This is a genomic window from Polaromonas sp. Polasp52 (genome assembly GCF_059491565.1).
Map to the genome: position 1 here is coordinate 2,278,996 of NZ_CP168513.1, position 20,550 is coordinate 2,299,545.

General features: G+C 65.3%; 20 protein-coding genes. 12 read left to right on the top strand and 8 right to left on the bottom strand.

The window, feature by feature from the left end; genetic code table 11:
• The first annotated feature begins 55 nt into the window (after positions 1–55).
• The 5 genes from gsiB (at position 56) to ACEN9P_RS10710 (ending at position 5,414) form a co-directional block, all read left to right on the top strand.
• Positions 56–1,603: a glutathione ABC transporter substrate-binding protein GsiB gene (gene gsiB / locus ACEN9P_RS10690; RefSeq protein ID WP_495621920.1), complete on the top strand. Its 1,548-nt coding sequence runs from the start codon at positions 56–58 to the stop codon at positions 1,601–1,603.
• A gap of 63 nt (positions 1,604–1,666) precedes the next feature.
• The gene (gene gsiC, locus ACEN9P_RS10695) at positions 1,667–2,587 is read left to right on the top strand and encodes a glutathione ABC transporter permease GsiC (protein WP_074578408.1); all 921 of its coding nucleotides are present in this window, start codon (positions 1,667–1,669) and stop codon (positions 2,585–2,587) included.
• Positions 2,584–3,504 carry a glutathione ABC transporter permease GsiD gene (gene gsiD / locus ACEN9P_RS10700; protein WP_477662597.1) on the top strand — a complete coding sequence of 307 codons (921 nt, stop codon included), beginning with the start codon at positions 2,584–2,586 and terminating at the stop codon, positions 3,502–3,504. The genes gsiC and gsiD overlap by 4 nt, the downstream gene beginning before the upstream one ends.
• A gap of 18 nt (positions 3,505–3,522) precedes the next feature.
• Positions 3,523–4,599, top strand: a complete 1,077-nt coding sequence (locus ACEN9P_RS10705; RefSeq protein ID WP_495621921.1) for a DmpA family aminopeptidase — start codon at positions 3,523–3,525, stop codon at positions 4,597–4,599.
• The gene (locus ACEN9P_RS10710) at positions 4,596–5,414 is read left to right on the top strand and encodes a M55 family metallopeptidase (RefSeq protein ID WP_495621922.1); all 819 of its coding nucleotides are present in this window, start codon (positions 4,596–4,598) and stop codon (positions 5,412–5,414) included. Before ACEN9P_RS10705 ends, ACEN9P_RS10710 begins: the two co-directional genes overlap by 4 nt.
• Here ACEN9P_RS10710 and ACEN9P_RS10715 read toward each other — a convergent pair.
• Positions 5,411–6,262: a M14 family zinc carboxypeptidase gene (locus ACEN9P_RS10715; RefSeq protein ID WP_495621923.1), complete on the bottom strand. Its 852-nt coding sequence runs from the start codon at positions 6,260–6,262 to the stop codon at positions 5,411–5,413. The two genes, ACEN9P_RS10710 and ACEN9P_RS10715, sit on opposite strands and share 4 nt — an antisense overlap.
• 173 nt (positions 6,263–6,435) lie before the next feature.
• Here ACEN9P_RS10715 and ACEN9P_RS10720 point away from each other — a divergent pair, with 173 nt between their 5' ends.
• The 4 genes from ACEN9P_RS10720 (at position 6,436) to ACEN9P_RS10735 (ending at position 10,035) form a co-directional block, all read left to right on the top strand.
• Positions 6,436–6,879 (top strand): flavin reductase family protein, encoded by a 444-nt coding sequence (locus ACEN9P_RS10720; RefSeq protein WP_495621924.1) that lies wholly within the window; start codon positions 6,436–6,438, stop codon positions 6,877–6,879.
• Positions 6,880–6,945: 66 nt separating this feature from the next.
• Complete coding sequence (locus tag ACEN9P_RS10725) at positions 6,946–7,842, top strand: DMT family transporter (protein ID WP_495621925.1); 897 nt, start codon at positions 6,946–6,948, stop codon at positions 7,840–7,842.
• A 9-nt stretch (positions 7,843–7,851) separates the two neighbouring features.
• Positions 7,852–9,045, top strand: coding sequence for a pyridoxal-phosphate-dependent aminotransferase family protein (locus tag ACEN9P_RS10730; protein ID WP_495621926.1), 1,194 nt, complete (start codon positions 7,852–7,854; stop codon positions 9,043–9,045).
• Between the two features lie 285 nt (positions 9,046–9,330).
• A complete protein-coding gene (locus tag ACEN9P_RS10735) occupies positions 9,331–10,035 on the top strand; it encodes a tetratricopeptide repeat protein (protein WP_495621927.1) in 705 nt (234 codons plus the stop codon).
• Between the two features lie 81 nt (positions 10,036–10,116).
• On the opposite strand, the gene ACEN9P_RS10740 is transcribed toward ACEN9P_RS10735, so the two are convergent.
• The 7 genes from ACEN9P_RS10740 to ACEN9P_RS10770 are packed head-to-tail and all read right to left on the bottom strand — an operon-like array spanning position 10,117 to position 17,869.
• Positions 10,117–10,926, bottom strand: a complete 810-nt coding sequence (locus tag ACEN9P_RS10740) for an SDR family NAD(P)-dependent oxidoreductase (RefSeq protein WP_495621928.1) — start codon at positions 10,924–10,926, stop codon at positions 10,117–10,119.
• 50 nt (positions 10,927–10,976) lie between these two features.
• Positions 10,977–11,720: an SDR family NAD(P)-dependent oxidoreductase gene (locus ACEN9P_RS10745; protein WP_495621929.1), complete on the bottom strand. Its 744-nt coding sequence runs from the start codon at positions 11,718–11,720 to the stop codon at positions 10,977–10,979.
• Between the two features lie 41 nt (positions 11,721–11,761).
• A complete protein-coding gene (locus tag ACEN9P_RS10750) occupies positions 11,762–12,691 on the bottom strand; it encodes a branched-chain amino acid ABC transporter permease (RefSeq protein WP_495621930.1) in 930 nt (309 codons plus the stop codon).
• Positions 12,692–12,724: 33 nt separating this feature from the next.
• A complete protein-coding gene (locus tag ACEN9P_RS10755; RefSeq protein ID WP_495621931.1) occupies positions 12,725–14,077 on the bottom strand; it encodes an ABC transporter substrate-binding protein in 1,353 nt (450 codons plus the stop codon).
• Between the two features lie 31 nt (positions 14,078–14,108).
• Positions 14,109–15,011 carry an NAD(P)-dependent oxidoreductase gene (locus ACEN9P_RS10760; protein ID WP_495621932.1) on the bottom strand — a complete coding sequence of 301 codons (903 nt, stop codon included), beginning with the start codon at positions 15,009–15,011 and terminating at the stop codon, positions 14,109–14,111.
• Between the two features lie 36 nt (positions 15,012–15,047).
• Positions 15,048–16,991, bottom strand: coding sequence for a bifunctional 5-dehydro-2-deoxygluconokinase/5-dehydro-2-deoxyphosphogluconate aldolase (locus ACEN9P_RS10765; RefSeq protein WP_495621933.1), 1,944 nt, complete (start codon positions 16,989–16,991; stop codon positions 15,048–15,050).
• On the bottom strand, positions 16,988–17,869 hold the full coding sequence (locus ACEN9P_RS10770; RefSeq protein WP_495621934.1) for a MurR/RpiR family transcriptional regulator: 882 nt from the start codon (positions 17,867–17,869) through the stop codon (positions 16,988–16,990). Before ACEN9P_RS10770 ends, ACEN9P_RS10765 begins: the two co-directional genes overlap by 4 nt.
• A gap of 179 nt (positions 17,870–18,048) precedes the next feature.
• On the opposite strand from ACEN9P_RS10770, the gene ACEN9P_RS10775 reads away from it, so the two are divergent.
• From ACEN9P_RS10775 to ACEN9P_RS10785, 3 genes are read left to right on the top strand one after another with little or no spacing between them, the layout of a single operon-like run.
• Complete coding sequence (locus ACEN9P_RS10775; RefSeq protein ID WP_495621935.1) at positions 18,049–19,062, top strand: branched-chain amino acid ABC transporter permease; 1,014 nt, start codon at positions 18,049–18,051, stop codon at positions 19,060–19,062.
• A complete protein-coding gene (locus ACEN9P_RS10780) occupies positions 19,059–19,802 on the top strand; it encodes an ABC transporter ATP-binding protein (protein WP_413330093.1) in 744 nt (247 codons plus the stop codon). The genes ACEN9P_RS10775 and ACEN9P_RS10780 overlap by 4 nt, the downstream gene beginning before the upstream one ends.
• Positions 19,799–20,545, top strand: a complete 747-nt coding sequence (locus ACEN9P_RS10785; RefSeq protein ID WP_495621936.1) for an ABC transporter ATP-binding protein — start codon at positions 19,799–19,801, stop codon at positions 20,543–20,545. Before ACEN9P_RS10780 ends, ACEN9P_RS10785 begins: the two co-directional genes overlap by 4 nt.
• Positions 20,546–20,550 lie beyond the last annotated feature (5 nt).

The window sequence follows — 20,550 nt, forward strand, 5'->3', positions numbered from 1 at the left end:
CTTTGCCCTTCCGTCTCCCGTGTCTGCCCCTCGTTTCGCCCCTAGGAGTTTTTTCATGAAGAATCGTCTTTCCACCCTCACCGCCGCGCTGGCCGGCACCATCGGCCTGATGGGCCTGGCCGCGCCGGCCCATGCCGCCAAGGACGTGGTCGTTGCCGTCCAGTCCAATTTCACCAGCACCGATCCCTATGATTCCAACGACACGTTGTCGCAAGCCATGGCCAAGTCCTTCTACCAGGGGCTGTACGGTTTCGACAAGGACATGAAGATGGTGCCGGTGCTGGCCGAGAGCCATACCGTGAGCAAGGACGGCCTGGTCTACACCTTCAAGCTCAAGTCCGGCATCAAGTTCCATGACGGCACGCCTTTCAACGCCGAGGCCGTGAAAGTCAATTTCGACCGCGTCACCAACCCCGACAACAAGCTCAAGCGCTACAACCTCTACAAGAACATCGCCAAAACCGAGGCGGTGGACGCCAGCACCGTGCGCGTGACGCTCAAGGAGCCCTTCTCTCCCTTCATCAACACGCTGGCCCATCCCTCGGGCGTGATGATTTCGCCCGCGGCGCTGGCCAAGTACGGCAGCAAGGGCATCGCGCAAAACCCCGTGGGCACCGGGCCCTTCAAGTTCGTCGAGTGGAAGGCCACCGACTACCTGAAGGTCGCCAAGTGGGAAGGCTACTGGAAGAAGGGCTACCCCAAGGTGGACAGCATCACCTGGCGCCCGGTGGTGGACAACAACACGCGTGCGGCCATGATGCAGACCAACGAGGCCCACTTCGCCTTCCCCATGCCGCCCGAGACGGTGGAAAGCCTGTCGAAGAAGCCCAGCCTGGAAGTGACGAGCGCGCCCTCCATCATCCACCGCTACCTCTCGATGAACACGCTGCAAAAGCCCTTCGACAATCCGAAGGTGCGTGAAGCCATCAACTACGCGATCAACAAGGAAGCCCTGGTCAAGGTGGCCTTCTCGGGCTACGCGATTCCCGCCGAAGGCGTGGTGCCGCACGGCGTGGAATACGCCGCCAAGCTGGGTCCCTGGCCCTACAACCCGGCCAAGGCGCGCGAGCTGCTGAAGGAAGCCGGCTATCCCAACGGTTTCGAAAGCACCTTGTGGTCGGCCTACAACTACACCACGGCGCAGAAGGTGATCCAGTTCGTGCAGCAGCAACTGGCCCAGGTCGGCGTCAAGGTGCAGGTGCAGGCGCTGGAAGCCGGCCAGCGCGTGGAGCGCGTGGAAAGCGCGCAGGACCCCGCGACGGCGCCGGTGCGCATGTACTACGTGGGCTGGTCCTCGTCCACCGGCGAAGCCGACTGGGCGCTGCGCCCCCTGCTGGCCTCCGAGTCCCTGCCGCCCAAGATGTTCAACACCGCCTACTACAAGAATGCTGAAGTGGACGCCGACATCGCCAAGGCGCTGGTCACCACCAGCAGCGCGGAAAAAGCCAGGCTGTACACCGACGCCCAGCAGCGCATCTGGAAAGACGCACCCTGGGTTTTCCTGGTCACCGAACGCGTGCTGTCGGTGCGTGCGCGCAACCTGGCCGGCTTTTACGTGGCCCCGGACGGCAGCTTCAACTTCGACGAAGTCGAACTCAAGTAATCCCGGCCGCGCCAGCCTCAGCCCACCTAGCCTCTTCGACCTTCCCAAGAAGCACGCCTTCGCATGACTCTCTACCTTCTCAAGCGCCTGCTGGGCCTGCTGCCGACGCTGCTGATCGTGGCCGTGCTGGTGTTCCTGTTCGTGCACCTGCTGCCCGGCGACCCGGCACGCCTGGCCGCCGGGCCCGACGCGGGCCCCGAAACCGTGGAGCTGGTGCGCCGCGACCTGGGGCTGGACCTGCCGATACCGCAGCAGTTCGTGCGCTTTTTCAGCCACGCGCTGCAAGGCGACTTCGGCCTGTCCATACGCACCAAACGGCCCGTGGCCACGGAGATCGCGGAGCGTTTTGCGCCCACCTTCTGGCTCACCATCGCGGCCATGGGGTGGTCGGTGCTGCTGGGCCTGGTGCTGGGCATGGTGTCGGCGGTGTGGCGCAACCGCTGGCCCGACCGGCTGGGCATGTCGCTGGCGGTCTCGGGCATTTCGTTTCCCTCGTTCGCGCTGGGCATGCTGCTGATGCAGTTCTTCTCGGTGCAGCTGGGCTGGCTGCCCACCGTCGGGGCCGACTCGTGGCGCCACTACATCCTGCCCTCACTCACGCTGGGCGCGGGCGTGGCGGCCGTGATGGCGCGCTTTACGCGCAGCTCCTTCATCGACATCCTCAAGGAAGACTATGTGCGCACGGCGCGCGCCAAGGGCCTCACCGAAACCGTGGTGGTGGTCAAGCACGCGCTGCGCAACGCGCTGATCCCGGTGGTCACCATGATGGGCCTGCAGTTCGGCTTCCTGCTGGGCGGCTCCATCGTCGTCGAGGTGGTGTTCAACTGGCCCGGCATGGGCCGGCTGCTGGTCGACGCGGTGGAGATGCGCGACTACCCCGTGATCCAGGCGCTGGTCCTGCTGTTCTCGCTCGAATTCATCCTGATCAACCTGGTGGTGGACATGCTCTACGCCGTCATCAACCCGACCATCCGTTTCAAGTGAACACCACCGAATCCCCCAGCACCACCGCCGCGAACGAAGCGCCGCCTCCCGACAGCGCGCAGCTCTCCGTGCGCACACCCGCCGCCGAGTTCTGGCGCAAATTCAAGAAGCAGCGCGTGGCCCTGGCGGCCGCCGGTTTTGTGCTGCTGCTGGTGCTGGTGGCGGTGCTCGCGCCCTGGCTGAGCCCTTTTGACGCGGAGAATTTTTTCGACTACGACGCCCTGAACGCGCCGCCCTCGGCCAAGCACTGGTTCGGCGTGGACGCGCTGGGCCGCGACATCTTCAGCCGCATCCTGATGGGTGCGCGCATTTCGCTGGCTGCGGGCCTGGTCTCGGTGGCCGTGGGCGCCGTGATCGGCACGCTGCTGGGCTTGTTGGCCGGTTATTACGAAGGCTGGTGGGACCGCATCGTCATGCGCATGTCCGACGTGCTGTTCGCCTTTCCCGGCATCTTGCTGGCCATCGGCATCGTCGCCATCCTGGGCAACGGCATGATCAATGTGATCATGGCCGTGGCCGTGTTCAGCGTGCCAGCGTTTGCGCGCCTGGTGCGCGGCAATGTGCTGTCGCTCAAGCACCAGACCTACATCGAGGCGGTGCGCTCCATAGGCGCGCCCGACTCGGTCATCATGCTGCGCCACCTGCTGCCGGGCACGGTGTCCTCGGTGGTGGTCTACCTGACCATGCGCATAGGCACCTCCATCATCACGGCTGCCAGCCTCTCCTTCCTGGGCCTGGGCGCGCAGCCGCCCACGCCGGAATGGGGCGCCATGCTCAACGAGGCACGCGCCGACATGCTCAACGCGCCGCATATCGCGCTGTTTCCCAGCCTGGCCATCTTCCTGACCGTGCTGGCTTTCAACCTGCTGGGCGACGGCCTGCGCGATGCGCTGGACCCCAAGATAGACCGCCAGTAAACGGGGCAAGGCCGCTTCGTGACACCCCGCCACCTGCTGCCCCACATCGGCAGCCTGCCGCACGGGCAGCGCAACGCCATTACCGACGTCTCCGGCGTGAGCGTCGGCCATTGCACGCTTGACGCGGGCGAGGTGCAGACCGGCGTGACCGTGGTGCGCCCGCATGGCGGCGACCTGTTCCACGACCGCGTCCCGGCCGCGGCGGCCGTGCTCAACGGCTTCGGCAAAAGCGTGGGCCTGCTGCAGATCGAGGAGCTCGGCGTGCTGGAAACGCCGATCGCGCTCACCAATACCTTTTCGGTCGCCGCCGTGGCCACCGCGCAGATCCGCCAGTGCATGGCCGCCAACCCCGAAACCGGGCGCGGCCTGCCCACGGTCAACCCGCTGGTGTTCGAGTGCAACGACGGTTTTCTCAACGACATCCAGCGCATGGCGGTCACGCAGCAGCACTACCTGCAGGCCTGTGCGCAGGCGGGCGTGGAGGTTGAAGAAGGTTCGGTCGGCGCGGGGCGCGGCATGTCCAGCTTCGGGCTCAAGGGCGGCGTGGGCACGGCCTCGCGCCGCGTGGCGGCCGCCGGGGGCGGCGAGCACACCGTGGGTGCGCTGGTGCTGGCCAACTACGGCCAGCTGCCGCAATTGGTCATGGCCGGCCAGGCCCTGGGCACGCGGCTGGCGGCACAGCATACGCAAGCAGCAGAACCCGAAAAAGGCTCCATCATCCTGCTGGTCGCCACCGACGCGCCGCTGGACGCGCGCCAGCTGCGCCGGCTGGCCCTGCGCGCCGGCGCCGGGCTGGCGCGCACCGGCTCGGTGTTCGGCCACGGTAGCGGCGACATCGCGCTGGCGTTTTCCACCGCCTATACCGTGCCGCAGCAAACCACCAGGCCCATGCCGGCCGTGGCCATGCTGCACGACGGCCTGATAGACCCGCTGTTCCAGGCCGTGGCCGACAGCACCGAGCAGGCCATCCTCCATGCCCTGTGGCAGGCCCGCGCCGTCACCGGCCGCAGCGGCCACCAGCGCCGCGCGCTGGCCGATTTGCTGCCTGCCTGGCCATCCGTATCTTCATTTCCACCTTCCGCGGATCCCTCATGAAAGTCCTGATCTCCACCGACATCGAAGGCGTTGCCGGCGTTTTCCACCACGAACAGGTGCGCGCCGGCAATCCCGAGTACGAACGCGCCCGCCTGCTGATGGCGCACGAGGCCAATGCCGCCATTGCCGGCGCCTTCGACGCGGGCGCCACCGAGGTGCTGGTCAACGATTCGCATGGGAGTTTTCGCAACATGCCGCCGGAGCTGCTGGATGCGCGCGCCCAGGCCGTCATGGGCAAGCCACGCTACCTGAGCATGATGGCCGGCGTCGATGACGGCGTGGACGCCGTCTGCATGGTCGGCTACCACTCTCGCGCGCAAGGCCGGGGCATCCTGGCGCACACCATCAACAGCTTTGCCTTTGCGCGCGTGTATTTCAACGGCCTTGAACTGGGCGAAGCCGGCATTTACGGCGCGCTGGCCGGCGAGTACGGCGTGCCGGTGGTGATGGCCAGCGGCGACGACGTGTTCATCGAGGAGCACCGCCCGCTGTTTCCGCATGCCACCTTTGTGCAGACCAAGCGGGCCACCGGCCAGACCAGCGGCATCAGCCTGTCCCCGGCCCAGGCCTGCGCGGCCATACGCGTCGGCGTGGCCGCCGCGCTGGCGCAGCGCGGCCCGGCCCGCCCTTATGTGCTGGCGGGCCCCATCGCCGTGCGCATCCAGACCCAGTCGCCGGCGCTGGCCGACCTGTTTTGCCAGTGGCCGGCCCTGCGGCGCCTGGACGGGGACGAGGTCGGCTTTGAAGCGCCTACCGTGGAGGCCGCGGTGCGCATGGTCAACAGCCTGTCGGCCATGTCCAGCATGCTGCGCTAAGGCACACGCGGCGCGTGCTCCGCGCCCTGCCCTACTGCCCGTTCGCTCATCCAGCGCAGCAGGTCCAGCCACATCTGGCGCATTTCGGCATCGAGCGGCGTGCGTGTGGAATTGGGCAGTTCTATGGTCACCACCGGCACGCCCTTATGGATGCCGCCGTAGTTGCCCAGCGAACCCGGGAAAATGCCGACCTGGTCGAGGTAAAGCCGCCCCAGGCGCGAGGGCGGCACCGAAGGCCCGTCGAAGTCGAGCACGCCGTAAGGCGCATGGATGCTGACGATGAGCTGCGGCTTGAAGCTTTGCATCTGCTCATGCAGGAAACGCGACTCGGGCTCCGACAGCGGCTTGGGGCCGGGCCAGCGGCGCGGGTCCTTGCCCGTGCGCTTTTCCCAGTAGACCTTGGCGTCGCGCTCCCAGTTGGGCGTGGGGAAGTTGCGGTTCAGGTCCACGCCATGCGCGTTGACGCGGCGCGGCGGCGTGGACAGCACGCCATCGGGATTGAGCACCGGCACAAAACGCCAGTGGACCACCTGGGGCGCGTCCTGCGGCGGCTGCGCGGCCAGCTTGATCCAGTGCAGGGCCACCGCGCCCGAGGACAGCTCGTCGCCGTGGATGGCGCCCACCACCAGCACGCGCAGGCCGGCATTGTCGGGCTTGATGTCGCGCACCCAAATCGCCTGTCCGTTGACGGAGCGCGCGCCCGTGGGCTGCAGCTGCGCCGCCTCGCAAAGGTCCCGCTTGATGTTCGGCAGTTTAGCCGCGTAGTCGGCGCAAGGCGAATCAGCCCGGGCACCGTTCGCTATGAAATAGGTAGCAAGCAGGCAGAGGGCAAAGCGGTGAAACGGCATGCCCGCGAGTTTAACCGGCGCCGCCGCGGCCCCTGCCGCCCGCCCGCCTAAACCCTGACGCGAGTGGGCCGCGGCCGCATCAGTTAAATTAGCCGTCTATGCCGACCCCCGCCATACCTCGCCAAGCGAGCAGCCCCAGTTTTTCACAGCGGGAATTCCGGGCGTCTCTGGCCATGTTCGCCACCGGGGTCACCATCGTCACAGCGCGCACGCCGGCCGGCGTGCTGGTGGGCCTGACCGCCAACTCCTTCAATTCGGTGTCGCTGCAGCCGCCGCTGGTGCTCTGGAGCCTGGCGCGCGCGGCCGGCTCCATGGCCGCGCTGAGCGCCGGCTCGCACTACGCGATCAACATCCTCGCGGCCGACCAGAAAGAGCTGGCCGAGCGTTTCGCCAGCGGGCGCGCCGACCGCTGGGACGGCGTGGCCCACACCGAGGGCGCCAGCGGCGCGCCGCTGCTGGACGGCGCGGCCGCCCACTTTGAATGCTTTAACCGCAGCCGCTATGAAGAAGGCGACCACGTGATCTTCGTCGGCGAGGTCGAGCGCTGCGGCCACCGCGCGGGCGCCTCGCCGCTGCTGTTCCACGGCGGCAGGTTTTATACCGAGCATCCGCTGTAGATCACGAGAGGCGACGGCCGCGGCCGTCGCTTCCAGGTTCCCGCCAGTTTTCCCAGGTCCTTCACGATGACACGCAAGACCCATCTCGACACCCTCGCCATGTCCCTGCTGCTGGGCTGCTGCCTGTTCTGGGGCCTGCAACAGGTGCTGATCAAGGCCACCATCAGCGAGGTCCCGCCCATGTTCCAGGCCTCGCTGCGCCTGGTGGGCGCCACGGTCCTGCTGTGGCTGTGGTGCCTGTGGCGCAAGATCCCGCTGTTCAGCCGAGACGGCTCGCTCAAGGCCGGCCTGCTGGCCGGTGCCCTGTTCGGCGCGGAGTTCGCCTGCATTTATGTGGGCCTGCAATACACCAGCGCGTCCCGCCTCACGGTGTTTTTGTACACCTCGCCCTTCTGGGTCGCGGCGCTGGTGCCGCTGTGGGTCAAGTCCGAGAGGCTGCGCGGCCTGCAGTGGCTGGGCCTGCTGTGCGCATTTGCCGCCGTGGTGTTTGCGCTGCGCGAGGGTTTTACCGGCGACCATGCCTCAACCGCGCGCGGCGACCTGCTGGCGCTGGCCGCCGGCATGCTGTGGGGCCTGACCACGGTGGTGATACGCGCCACCCAACTGGTCAAAATCTCCGCCGAAAAACTGCTGTTCTACCAGCTGGCCGTCAGCGCCGCCGTGTTTCCCTTGCTGTCGCTTTACCTGGGCGAACAATGGTCCTGGCAGTTCAGCCCGTTCGCCATCACCTCGCTGCTGCTGCAGACGGTGATAGGTGCGTTCGCCAGCTACCTGGCCTGGATGTGGATGCTGGGGCGTTACCCGGCCACCAAGATTTCGGTGTTTGTGTTTTTCACGCCGCTGTTCGCGCTGCTGTTCGGCGCGCTGTGGCTCAAGGAAAGCGTGACCACCGGCCTGCTGGTGGCGCTGGCCACCGTGGCGGCCGGGATTGTGCTGGTCAACCGCAAGCCGGCAGGCGCATAATTTTTCGGCATGACAACCCACCCACGCATCCCCGGCCATCGATTCCTCCATTCACCGGGCCCGACGCGGGTGCCCGACGAGGTCATGGACGCCATGCGAAGGCAGCCCATGGACATGGGCGACCCGCGGCTGGAGCGTGTGATCCAGGCCTGCGAAACCGGGCTCAAGGCGCTGCTGCAAACCGACAAGGCCGACGTCTTTATGTATACCTGCAACGGCCACGGTGCCTGGGAAGCCGTGATCGCCAACCTGCTCGCGCCGGGGCGGCAGGTGCTGGTCGCCGGCACCGGGCATTTTTCCGAATCCTGGGCCGTGCAGGCCGAGGCCATGGGTGCCAAAGTGCTGCGCACTCCCTGGCGGGAGGGTTACCCGATTGATGTGCCCGCGATTGAAACCGCCCTGCGCGCAGACACCGCGCATGCCATCGTCGCCGTGTTTGTGGTGCATACCGACACCGCCAGCGGCATGACCAGCGAGCTCGCCAAAGTCCGGCAGGCGCTGGACGCCGCGGGCCATCCGGCGCTGCTGGTGGTGGATGTGGTGGCCTCGCTGGGCGCGGCGCCCTTTGCCATGGATGCGCTGGGCGCCAACGTCGTGCTGGGCGCCTCGCAAAAAGGATTGATGGTGCCGCCCGGCCTGGCCTTTGTCGCCGCCGATGCCGCCGCGATGAAGGTGGCCGCGGCCAACCCGACACCCCGGTTTTACTGGGACTGGGCGCGGCGGCAAAGCCCGCTGAGCTACCGCAAGTTCTGCGGCACGCCGCCGCAAACCCTGCTCTTCGGCCTGGAGGCCGCACTGGGGCTGATTTTTCACGAAGGCCTTGAAGAGGTCATTGCCCGCCACCGGCTGATCGCCGGCGCCGTGCATGCCGCCGTCCAGGCCTGGAGCGAAGGCGGCGCGCTGGGTTTTTTTGTGCGCGAACCGGCGGCGCGCTCGGTCTCCGTTACCACGGTTGCGGTGGCTGAGGGCATGGATCCCGAGGCCATGCGCACGGTCGCGCGCGAGCAGTTTCAGGTCGCGATTGCGGGCGGCCTGGGCCCGCTGGCGGGACGCACGTTTCGCATAGGCCACCTGGGTGACATGAACCCGGCCATGATCCTGGGCTGCCTGGCCGGCGTGGAAGCCGCCATGAAGGTGCAAGGCATTCCCTTCGGCAGCGGCGGCGTGCAGCATGCCGTCGCGGCGCTGGCGGGCCAACGCTGAGCCTTGGAACAGGGTCTCCAATTGTTGTGCCGGAAAACCCCAGGATGAAGCAACTTTTCTTTGGCGATAAAGCCGGCTTCGCAATTGCGCATCGAAAAGCCGCATCCGAAGATGCACCAAGCTATGGCCACTGCGCTTCGGCCGAGGGAAAGCGTTTGCAGAGGGTATGAAAAATTGAAACGCGAAACTGAAAAATGCGTACGATTTCTTGGTGGCAGCACCGGTAGATATTCGCTTTGGTCGGGTCTCTTCTGTATGGCCATTTCTATGTGGAGCTCCGTTGCCATGAGTCAAACCGCTACGGACGCGCCTACCTGCGATGCACTTTCTATTCGCTGGGACGAGAGCCCTGGGCTGGGTAGCCGTCTTGGGCGCGCCAAGGCATTGGAAGACCAAGGCAAATCCTGTATTGGCAAAGGTTTTTACGACCCAAGACTTGCCATTCTTTACATGGATGCCGGAGATCTCGCCAGTGCAGACCGCATAGCAAAGCAAGGCATACAGAAGGGCAGTCCTTACCAAGCCAATTTGCACCAGGTATTGGCGGAGACTACCTTGCGCAGAGGCAATGTAGATGCGGCTTACAAGATGGCGGAAGACATAGCGAAGAAGAATCCGGCGTATGTACCGATACTAGGATTTTTGGGTGAGATAGATTCCAAAAATCAGAACTGGGCTATGGCTCTGGCGCGATCGCAAAAGTGGAACTCTATTGACCATAGTGCACTGTCCTTGCTGGCAATGGCCGCGGCATTTCATCAGCTTGATCGCCATGAAGAATGCGTGGCTACGGTTTACAAAGCACTTGGCATTGATCCCGCCCGTATTGCAAAAATAGGCGGTATTAAAGAAGCCGTTTTCTCGTTGGGCATTTTGAAACGCAACGAAGAAGCGGCGGAATTGCTCAAGCGCCATATGCAGGCCAATCCAAATTGGGCGCTGGATCCGTCGATGGCGAATGCGGCAAAGGCACTCGGATTGGCGAAGTAAGGCTGCAACTTGTCCGAACCCGCGTGAATGGGAAAATTGGGCGCGGCGCTATCAATCTTTTTTACACCAGCTTGTTCGGGATTACTGCGAAGCGGTGATACCGCCGTCGAGATACAGCACCTGTCCGGTAACGAAGCGCGACGCGGGCGCCGCAAAAAACACCGCCGCACCCGCCACGTCCTGCGGGTCGGCCACGCGGCCCAGCGGAATGCGCGCCAGCACCTGTTGATGCGTCTCGGGATTTTCCAGCCAGTGGCGCGCCATCTCGGTCTGCACCACCGTGGGCGCAATGCCGTTGACGGTGATGCCGTGCGGCGCGAGTTCGCTCGCATGCTGGCGTATCAGCATGACCAGGCCGCCCTTGCTGCTGCTGTAGGCCGAATAACCGCGGCCGCGCAGCCCCAGTTGCGCGCGCACCGACAGCAGATGCACCTGCGCGCCGCCCTTGCCGCCTGCTATCTGTTGTTTGGCCGCGGCCTGCGCGAGAAACATCGCGGCCTTGAGGTTGACCTGCAGCACCTCGTCAAACGCTTCTTCGGTCACCTCGAGCAAGGCCTGCTCGCGCTGCATGCCGACACAGTTCACCAGGATGTCCAGGCCGCCCCACTGCTGGGCCACGGTGTCGACAGACGCCTGCATCTGCGGCACCGAATGCGCGTCCATGGCCAGGCCGACGGCTTCGTGTCCCGCCGCCCGCAGCGCCGAGGCCACGGCTTGCGCCTTGGCCTCATCGCGGCCCGACACCGCGACACGCGCGCCGGCGATGGCCAGGCCCCAGGCAATGGCCTCGCCTATGCCGCCGTAACCGCCGGGCACATAGGCGGTCTTGCCGCGCAGGTCAAACAGGCCTGCCAGCGCGGTGCTGAAATCAATCCGGGGTGTGATGCTCATGGATGGCGAAATTGTGGGCGCAAAGCGGGCGAGCGGCGAAAGGGTTTTCCTCAATCCATCAGCAGGCCACCATTGAGGTCAATGATCTCGCCCGTGATAAAGCCCGACAGCGGCGAGGCCAGGAAGCGCACCACATGGGCAAACTCCTCGGGTTCACAAAAGCGGCCGACCGGGATGTCTTTCAGCAGCTTCTGGCGCTGCTCTTCATTGAGCTGCTCGGTGATCATGGGCGTCTTGACGTAAGCCGGCGCGACGGCATTGGCCGTGACGCCAAAAGGCGCAAGTTCGCGCGCCAGTGAAAAGGTCAGCGAACTCATGGCGCCCTTGGACACCGAATAGGCCGTGCCGGCCGTCAGGCCGCCGGTCTTGGCCGCCAGCGAACTGGTGTTGATGATGCGGCCGAAGCGCCGTGCCTTCATGGCCGGCACTACCTGCTGCGCGAGGTAAAAAGCGCCGTCCAGGTTGGCCCCCAGCACGCGCCGCCATTCACCGGCCTCGGTGGCTTCCACCTTGTTGTTGGAGAGGATGCCGGCGTTGTTGACCAGGATGTCGACCGGCCCGAATGCCTTGACGATGAGTGCATGGCCGTCGCTGACGGCAGCCGCATCGCTGATGTCGAACGAGAACGACAAGGCACGCGAGCCCAGTTCATAGGCCAGCGCACGGTTGCGCTCGTGGTTCACATCGACCATCGCGACCTTGCAGCCGTCTTCGAGCAAGGCCTTGACGACGGCAAGGCCCATGGTGCCGGCCGCGCCTGTGACCAGCGCGACTTTGTCTTGAAGCGGTTTCATTCAAATGGCTTTCTGCGGCAGATATTGGCGGGGGGGGGGAATCAGGCATCGAGAACGCTTTTTTTGCCGAACAAACCGCGCGAACGGAAAGTCACGATGGCGATAAACAGCAAATACATGGACATCAGCGACCACTCCGAGGCATAGGAGCCGGTAAGCCCCACCACCATGCCGACCATGAGCCCGGCAATCACCGCTCCCCACAGCGAACCGACACCGCCCAGCACAATGATCAGAAAGGCCGGCACCACGGCATCGACGCCCACATGCGGACGTATACCCCAGATGGGCGCCATGACCACACCGGCAATGGCTGCCAGCGCCACGCCCAGGCCGAAGACAAACAGGCGCAGGCGTGAAAGGTTGATGCCCAGGGCGCGCACCATTTCGCTGTCGTGCGCGCCGGCCTTGATGATGGCGCCGTAGGGCGTCTTCTGTAAAAACACCCAGAGCAGCACAATCATCAGGATGGCAAAGCCGCTGGCAAAGAAGCGGTACTTTGAATACACGAGGTCCCCCATCAGGAAGGCACCGGAGATGGCCTCGGGCAACATCAGCTGCTTTTCCGACGAACCCCAGACCACGCGTATGCCTTCTTCAATCACCAGCGCGGCGCCGAAGGTCAGCAGCAGGCCGTACAGTGGGTCGCGGCCGTAGGTACGCCGCATGCACAGCTCCAGCAGCATGCCGAAGATGCCGACAAAAATCGGCGCGAAGACCAGCGCCACGCCGTAGCGAGTGCCCAACGGCAGGCCCATATACCAGGCCTGCAGGCTAGGGAACATGCCCAGCTGCGGCGCGACCAGGAACAGCGCGAAGTACATGCCCAGCGCGAACAGCGAGCCATGCGCGAGGTTGATGGTCTCCATCACCCCCACGATGAGCATAAAGCCCAGCGCGATGAGCGCGAACAGCAGGCCCAGCGAGATGCCGTTGACGAGGTGCGGAACAAGCTGAAGCAGGAAATCCATGTCGGCCTTGAATAAAGGTTGGCAGCGGGGCGCTCAGGCTTCGTAGCTGGGCGTCGCGTCGTAGCTCTCGAGCTTGCAGGCGCCCGCGGCGTCCTTGTCCATCACGTCCTTGGGGTCGGCCTGCGTGAGGATCTTGAAAATGTCGTCCTTCTCGGCGGGCTGGTCGTTGTAGCTGGCCATGTAAATCGTCTGCTGGCACTGGTGGGTGACCGGGTCCATCCACGCGTCGTAATGCTGCAGGCGGTCGGCCGCGCTCATCTTGCGGCCTTCAAGCTTCTTGATGACCGCGATGTTGTTCGTGGTGCCAGCTTCTTCGATGCAGCGCAGCAGCTCGCGCGTAGCCATATAACTGTTGTGGAACACATTGCCCGGCACGCGGATGGCCATGCCCGGGAACTGCTTCTGGTAGGCCGCGACGAACTCCTTCACGCCGGGCAGGTGCAATCGCCAGTACCAGGTGGTGCCGAAGACGCCGAAAATGGCCTCGGGGCCCAGGCCGTAGACGTCGGGCCAGTCCTGCTGGTTGTTGATCCAGGCCATGGTCTGGTTCATCTTGAGCTGCACCACCTGCTGGCGCAGCGCCTTGATGTCGTCGCCGCCCACGGCCGTGGCCACCACATTGGGCTTGAGCTGCTGCAGCTTGAGCAGGTAGGACGAAAAATCGCGGGTGTTCTGCGGCACCAGCAGCTCTTCCACGATCTTGCCGCCGTTGGCCTCCACGATGGCGCGCGTCGCCTTGGAGGTGGTGTGGCCCCACACATAGTCGTTGGTCAGCAGCACCCAGTTGCGCCCGCTGGCCTTGATGGCGTTCTTGACGATGGCATTCGAAAAGTTGGTGCCGTTGCCGTCCCAGACAAACTTGGTGCGGTGGCAGTCCTTGCCGGCCTCGGTGGGGCTGCTGGAGTTAGTGTTGAAAAACACCGTGCCGTACTTCTGCGCCACCTGCGAGATCGCGTTGGACACACCCGAGTGCACCGCACCTATCAGGAAGGCCGCCTCGTTGCGCGTGATCATGCGTTCGGCCACGCGCGAGCCGGTGGCCGGCGTGGTTTCGGTGTCGATGTGGATAGCCTCTATGCGCCGGCCCAGCACGCCACCCTTGTCGTTGAACTCCTTGATGGCCATCATCGCGCCCAGGCGCTCCTCGCCGCCCGAGGCCGCGTACAGGCCCGAGGCGTCCATGGTCAGGCCTATGGTCAGCGGCTTCTTTTGCCCGGTCTGCGCCCAGGCGTGGTTGTGCTTCCAGGGGCCCATAAAGGGCGCCGCGCCGTACAGGCCCGCGCCCACCAGCGCCAGGCTGGAGTGCTTGAGCAGCGCGCGGCGCGAAGTGGCCGTGGCTTCGGGTTGGGGTTCGGGGGCTGCGTCCTTGTTGTTGATCTCGCTCATGGTTTTGTCTCCTGCTGGTTGAGGGATGGGCTTAACGGGGAACGATCTTGACGTCGTTGAGTTTTTCCTGCGCTTCAAAAAGAGAGGCGATCAGCTTGTCGCCGAAACCGGCGTTGCTGGCCTGGATCAGGCTCTGGTGCGCGGCCTCGCCCATCAGGCTGCTGACGGGCAGCATCTCGGCCAGGTGGGTGTAGTAGCGCAGGTCCTTCTGCGCATTGGCGATGCCGAACTTGAAGCCGGTGACGTCGCCTTCTTTCAAGGTTTTGGTCGCCATCATCTGGAAGATGCCGCAGTTCACGCCGCCGGCCGAGATCACGTCGTAGAGGCGGTTCAGGTCCAGCCCGCTTTTGGCCGCGACCGCGAAGGCCTCGGCGATCGAAGCCGCAAAGCTCATGGCCATCATGTTGTTGACCAGCTTGAGCACATGGCCGTGGCCGGGCGGGCCGACGTGGAAGATGTTTTCGCAAAAGGCCTTGAGTACCGGCTCCAGCGCCCTGAAGTCCTCAGGTTCAGCGCCCACCATGGTGTTGAGCCGGCCCTCCTCGGCTTCCTTGGGCGTACGGGCCAGCGGCGCATCGACCAGCTTGATGCCCTTGGCTGCGAGGTCCTTGCGTATGCGCGTGCTGGAGGCCGGCTCGGCCGTGGAGGTGTCGACCACGATCAGGCCCTGGCGGCCGCCGTCCAGCAGGCCGTCCTTGCCGTAGACGAGGTCCTCGACCTGGGGCGAACCGGTGACACAGATAAACACGATGTCGCTGGCCTGCGCGCATTCGGCGTTGGTTTTGGCTTCCTTCGCACCGGCGGCGATCAGGTCGGCCAGCTTGTCGCGGTTGCGGTTGACCTTGAACGTCAGGCCAAAGTCCTTGGCCAGCAGGTTTTTGGCCATGCCGTGGCCCATCATGCCTATGCCGATAAATCCGATTCGGGGTGCCATGTCTTGTCTCCGTCCTGTTCGTGGTGTTGCTTGTGTTCAGTTCACGGGCTCGGCCGTACTGGCAGCGGTACCGGCCCGTTTGCCTGTGCGCGCCTGGTCCCAGAGCGCGATCAACCGCGCGTAACGCTCGGCAATGTCCTGGACCACCGCCGCGTCATCCATGGCGCCGGCAAGCCAGCCGTTCGCGGCATCGGCAAAAATCGAGCGCCCGACCGCAAAGCCGCGGCAAATCGCATGTGGCGCCGCAATGCGAAAACTCTGGTCCAGCTTTTCCTCGCTGGCTTCCAGGCCCAGCACCAGCACGCCGCGGCAATGCGGGTCGTGCTGTGCCACCACGGCCGCGATCTTTTCCCAGCCGGCTGCGGTCGCGGCGGGCGGCAGCTTCCACCAGTCGGGAAAAATGCCGGCCTGGTAGATCTGCGCCAGCGCCTGCGGCACGGTGTCGTCATCGCAGGGCATGTCCTTGGGCGGAATGACCTCGATCAGGAATTCGTGAAAGCTGTCCACGCTGGCGCGCTGCAGGTCGGCCAGACTGGCCAGCTGGCTTTCGCGCAAAGGCGCAGGGTCTTGCGGGTGGTAGCTCACCAGGCATTTGGCGACATGCTCGCCGGGCCAGGTCCGCATGGCCGCGCCCAGGCCGGCGCCGGCTTCAAACTGCAGCGGGCGCGAGCCCGGCAGTTCGACGGGCCGTGCCACCCACCAGCCCTTACCCGTGACAGAAGGCAGCACGTCTTCGCCAAAACGACCGTCGACGATCACGCCCACCCCGACGCGCTTGCCGGCGCCTCGCCGCGCGCCTTCAGCGATCAGGGATTTGAAATGCGGAATGCGCGCCATGCCCGCGCCGTGGCGAGCGGCCAGCTCCTCCAGCTGCATGCGGTGGTCGAAAGCCAGGATGACCAGTTCTTCCCAACGCCGCGTGCGCGTGCTAGTGCGGTGCAGGTGTTCAAGCCGCGCGTCTTCGCGCAGGCGGCGCGTAGTCGAACCGTGCGCCAGGAAAAACTGCAGCTCTTCCCAGCTCGCCATGGCAGGCGCGCAGCCGTGGCGTGAGACCACCAGCGCGCCGCAGGCATTGGCATAGGCGCAGCAGCGCGCCAGCGGCTCGCCCGGTATCCAGCCGCGCAGAAAACCCGACATAAAGGCATCACCCGCGCCCAGCACGTTGTAGACGTCGACCGGAAAGCCGGGCCCCTGCAGACCCTTTTCGAGCGAATCGGGAATCGCGCCGTCGAACACCACGCAGCCCATGGGGCCGCGCTTGACGACCAGCGTGCCGGCCGTCAATTCGCGCAGGCGGCGCAGGGCGGCCAGCGTGTCGGTGCTGCCGCCGGCGATATGGATTTCTTCCTCGGTGCCGACCACCAGGTCGCAATGACCGATGACGGTCTGCAGGTGGGCGCTGACCTCGCCCGAAGGCACAAAACGCTGCTCGCCCATGCCGGGGCTGGTCAGGCCCCAGAGCACCGGGCGGTAGTCGATGTCCAGCACCACACGCGTGCCTGCTGCCTTGGCCAGCGCCATGGCGCGGGTGCAGCTTTCGTAAGTGAGCGGCTGCGACAGATGCGTGCCGGAGATCAGCAGCGCCTTGGCCGAGGCGATAAAGGCCGCGTCGAAGTCCTCGGGGCTGATCGCCATGTCGGCGCAGTTGTCGCGGTAAAACACCAGCGGGAAGGTGTCGCGGTCCTGGATGCCCAGGAACACCAGCGCCGTCAGGCGTTTGGGGTCGGTGGCCACATGGCTAACGTCCACGCCCTCGGCCGCCAGGGTTTCACGCACAAAGCGGCCGTTGTGCTCATCGCCCACACGCGTCAGCATGGCGGGCTTGAGGCCCAGGCGCGCCACACCGACTGCGGTGTTGGCCGGCGAGCCGCCCAGGTATTTGCTGAAGCTCTGCATGTCTTCAAGGCGGCCGCCGATCTGCTCGCCGTACAGGTCGACGGCGGCGCGGCCCACGCAGATCAGGTCCAGCGGGCGGTTCATGCGCTGCCCTTGCGCGCCGGCCTGGCCTTGCCCTTGGGTTTCGTTTTGGCCGGGCCCTGCTCGGCCAGCTGGTGGCCGGTGCTGACCACCAGCGCCTGCGCCAGGCACAGCGGCGCGACCAGCGAGCGAAAGGGTTTGGACGAGTCGTCGGCCAGTTCCAGGCAGACCTGGGCATGCGCCTTGAGCGGCGAGAGCGGGCCGTCGGTGATGGCGATCACCGAGGCGCCCAGCCTGGACGCCTCCGCCGCGGCGGCGATCACCTCGGGCGAATAGTTGCGAAAGCTCGCGGCGATGAGCACGTCGCCGGGCGCGATGGAGCGCAGGCTTTCGCGCAGCATGCCGCCGGTACCGTCGAGCAAATGGGTGCGCAGCTCGAGCTGGCTCAGCGCATAGGCGAGGTAGCCCGCCACCGGGAAGGCGCGGCGCTGCGCCAGCACATGGATGCGCGGCGCCGAGGCCATGAGTTTGACGGCGGCCTTCAGGTCAGCCTGGGCAATGCTTTCTTCGAGGTGGCCCAGCTCGGCCACCGACTCGCCCACCAGCTGGTGCAGCACGCCGGCCGGCGCGCGCTCGCCGTTGAGCTGCTTGCGGCGCAGCTGGTCTATGCGTTCGCGGTAGCTGTCCGAGCGCTCCAGCAGGTGGCCGCGAAACACCTGCTGCATTTCGGAAAAGCCGCCGTAACCCAGCGCATTGGCAAAGCGGATCATGGCCGAGGGCTGGACCTCGGTGGCCTCGGCCACCGTGGCCACCGTACCCAGGGCCAGCTCATTGGGCTGCTCGAGCGCGAAGCGCGCGATGCGCTGCAGCTGCTTGGACATGTCCGGATAAGTCCGGCCAATCAGCGCCTTGAGTTCTTCGTAGTTCGTTGCAGAGTCCATGGGTTCTTGCCGCCTGGGAAATGCGATGGGCCGGGCCGGCTCGCATCGCGTCAATTTAGAATAAATGTTCTTGCTTATTTAAATAATAGAATTTATATTCTGTTTTGTCCAGCGTCTTTTTTTCGAACGCTTTTTCCTTTTTTCGTCCCCGCAGAAAAACCCAGAGAGACAAGGCCCCCATGCAACTCGCTTCCGGCCGCGCGCCGCTGATTCCCCTGCCGATGCTCGCCACGCTGCTGGTGCTGCTGTCCACGCCGCTGTGGGTGGGCCGCGTCGGGCTCTACCAATACCTGGCCCTGGAAATCATGATCTGGGTGCTGTTCGCGCTGGGCTACAACCTGCTGCTGGGCTTCACGGGCCTGCCCTCTTTCGGCCACGGCGCGTTTTTCGGCGCGGGCGCCTATGCCTTCGGCCTGCTGCAGCTCAGGGTCTGGCCCAACCTGTGGTTTGACCTGGCCGGGGCTGTGCTGGTCACGGCCGCGCTGGGCGCGCTGGTGGCGCTGTTCATCTCGCACCGGCGCGGCATTTATTACGCGCTGCTCACCATCGCCTTCGGCCAGGTGTTCTGGTTCATCGCCAACAAATGGCACACCGTCACCGGCGGCGAGGACGGGCTGCTCAACATCAAGCGCCTGCCGGCCGATTTCGGTGTGGTGTCTTTCAACCTTTCGGGCAACAACGCCCTTTTCTTTTTTTGCCTGGCGCTGTTCGCGCTGGTGCTGCTGGGCCTGTGGCGGCTCATCCATTCGCCGCTGGGCCGCATCTTCAGCGCCATCAAGCAGAACGAGACGCGCGCGGCCTTTGTGGGCTACAACGTCTGGCTCTACAAATGGCTGGCCTTCACCTTGTCCACCGCGGTCGCGGGCCTGGCCGGCGCGCTGTTCGCCATGGCCCAGCAGTCGGCCTACCCCAACGTCATGAGCCTGCACAACTCGGGTTTTGTGGTGATGATGGTGCTGATAGGCGGCGGCCTGGTGAGCTTCTGGGGCCCTGTCATAGGCGCCACCTTCTTTATCCTGGCGCGCGACCTGCTGGGCGCCTACACCGAGACCTGGCTGCTCTGGTACGGCCTGGTCTTTATGGCCATGGTGCTGTTCAAGCCCGAAGGCATTGCCGGCGCATGGCAGGCCTGGAAGGCCAGGCCGCGGCGCGCGATCGCCGCCAAGACCGCACCGGCCGGAGGTGCGCTGTGAAGCTCTTTGAGGCCAGCGGCCTGTCCAAACGTTTCGGCGCCCAGGTGGTGCTGCAAGACATCACGCTGAGCTTCGAAGAGGGCCAGCTGAACGGCATCATGGGGCCCAACGGCGCGGGCAAGACCACCTGCTTCAATGTGCTGACGGGCCGCTATAAGCCCGACCGCGGCCGCGTGACCTTTGCAGGCGAGGACATCACGGGCCTCTCGCCGCGCGAGATCGCGCGCAAGGGTGTGTCGCGCTCTTTCCAGATCATGAATTTGTTCGACAGCTATACCGCGCTGGACAACGTGCTGGTGGCCACGCCGCATGTGCGCCGGCAGGGCTTTAACCCCTGGCGCGACCTGGGCGCCGACGACACGGCGCAGCAGCTGGCTGCCGCCATCCTCGAGCGCGTGGGCCTCAAGGGCAAGGAGCGCACGCCGGCCAGCAGCCTGTCTTACGGCGAGCGCCGCGCGCTGGAGATCGGCGTCGCGCTGGCGGCCGAACCGCGCATGCTGTTCCTGGACGAGCCCACCGCCGGCCTGGGCGCCGAAGGCACGGCGCGGCTGATGGAGCTCGTGAAAGAACTCAAGCGCCAGCTGACCATTGTGATCATCGAACACGACATGAACTTCCTCTTCAAGCTCGCCGACCAGATCTCGGTCATCCACTGGGGCCAGGTCATCAGCCAGGGCACACCCGAGCAGTTGCGTGAGAACGAGTGGGTGCGCCGCTCCAACCTGGGAGCGCTGGCATGAGCGCGGTCCTCCAAGCCACCATCAATCCCGTTGCGCAGCAGCAGGACATGCTGGCCGTGGAGCGCATAGACACTTTTTACGGCGAGACGCAGGTGCTGTTCGACGTGTCGCTCAAAGTCGGCGCCGGCGAAGTGGTGGCGCTGCTGGGGCCCAACGGCGCGGGCAAGACCACGCTGCTGCGCTCGGTGCTGGGCCTGACGCCGCCGCGCAAAGGCGGCATCCGCTTCGACAAGCGCGACATCACGCGCATGCCCACGCATGAGATCGCCAAGGCCGGCATGGGCTGGGTGCCCGACGACCGCCGCATCTTTCCGACCCTCACGGTGGCGCGCAACCTGGCCATTGCGCGCAAGGCCACGCGCTTTCGGCCCTGGCACGAAAAAGAGTGTTTTGAAATCTTCAGCGCGCTCGAATACCTGATGCACCGCGAATGCGAAAACCTCTCGGGCGGCGAGATGCAGATGGTGGCGATCTCGCGCGCGCTGCTGGGCTCGCCCGGCCTGGTACTGTTCGACGAGCCCAGCCAGGGCCTGGCGCCCAAGGTGGTGCAGGACGTGATGAAGACCATCAGCCGGCTCAAGGCCGAAGGCATCGCGGTGCTGGTGGTCGAGCAGAACGTGCAAAGCGCGCTGCAGGTGGCCGACCGCGCCTATGTGATGAACCAGGGCGTGATCGTCCACGAAGGCCCCGCGGCCGACCTGCGCAACGATGCCGCCTTGTGCCGGCAGTTTTTGGGAGTTTGAGCCAG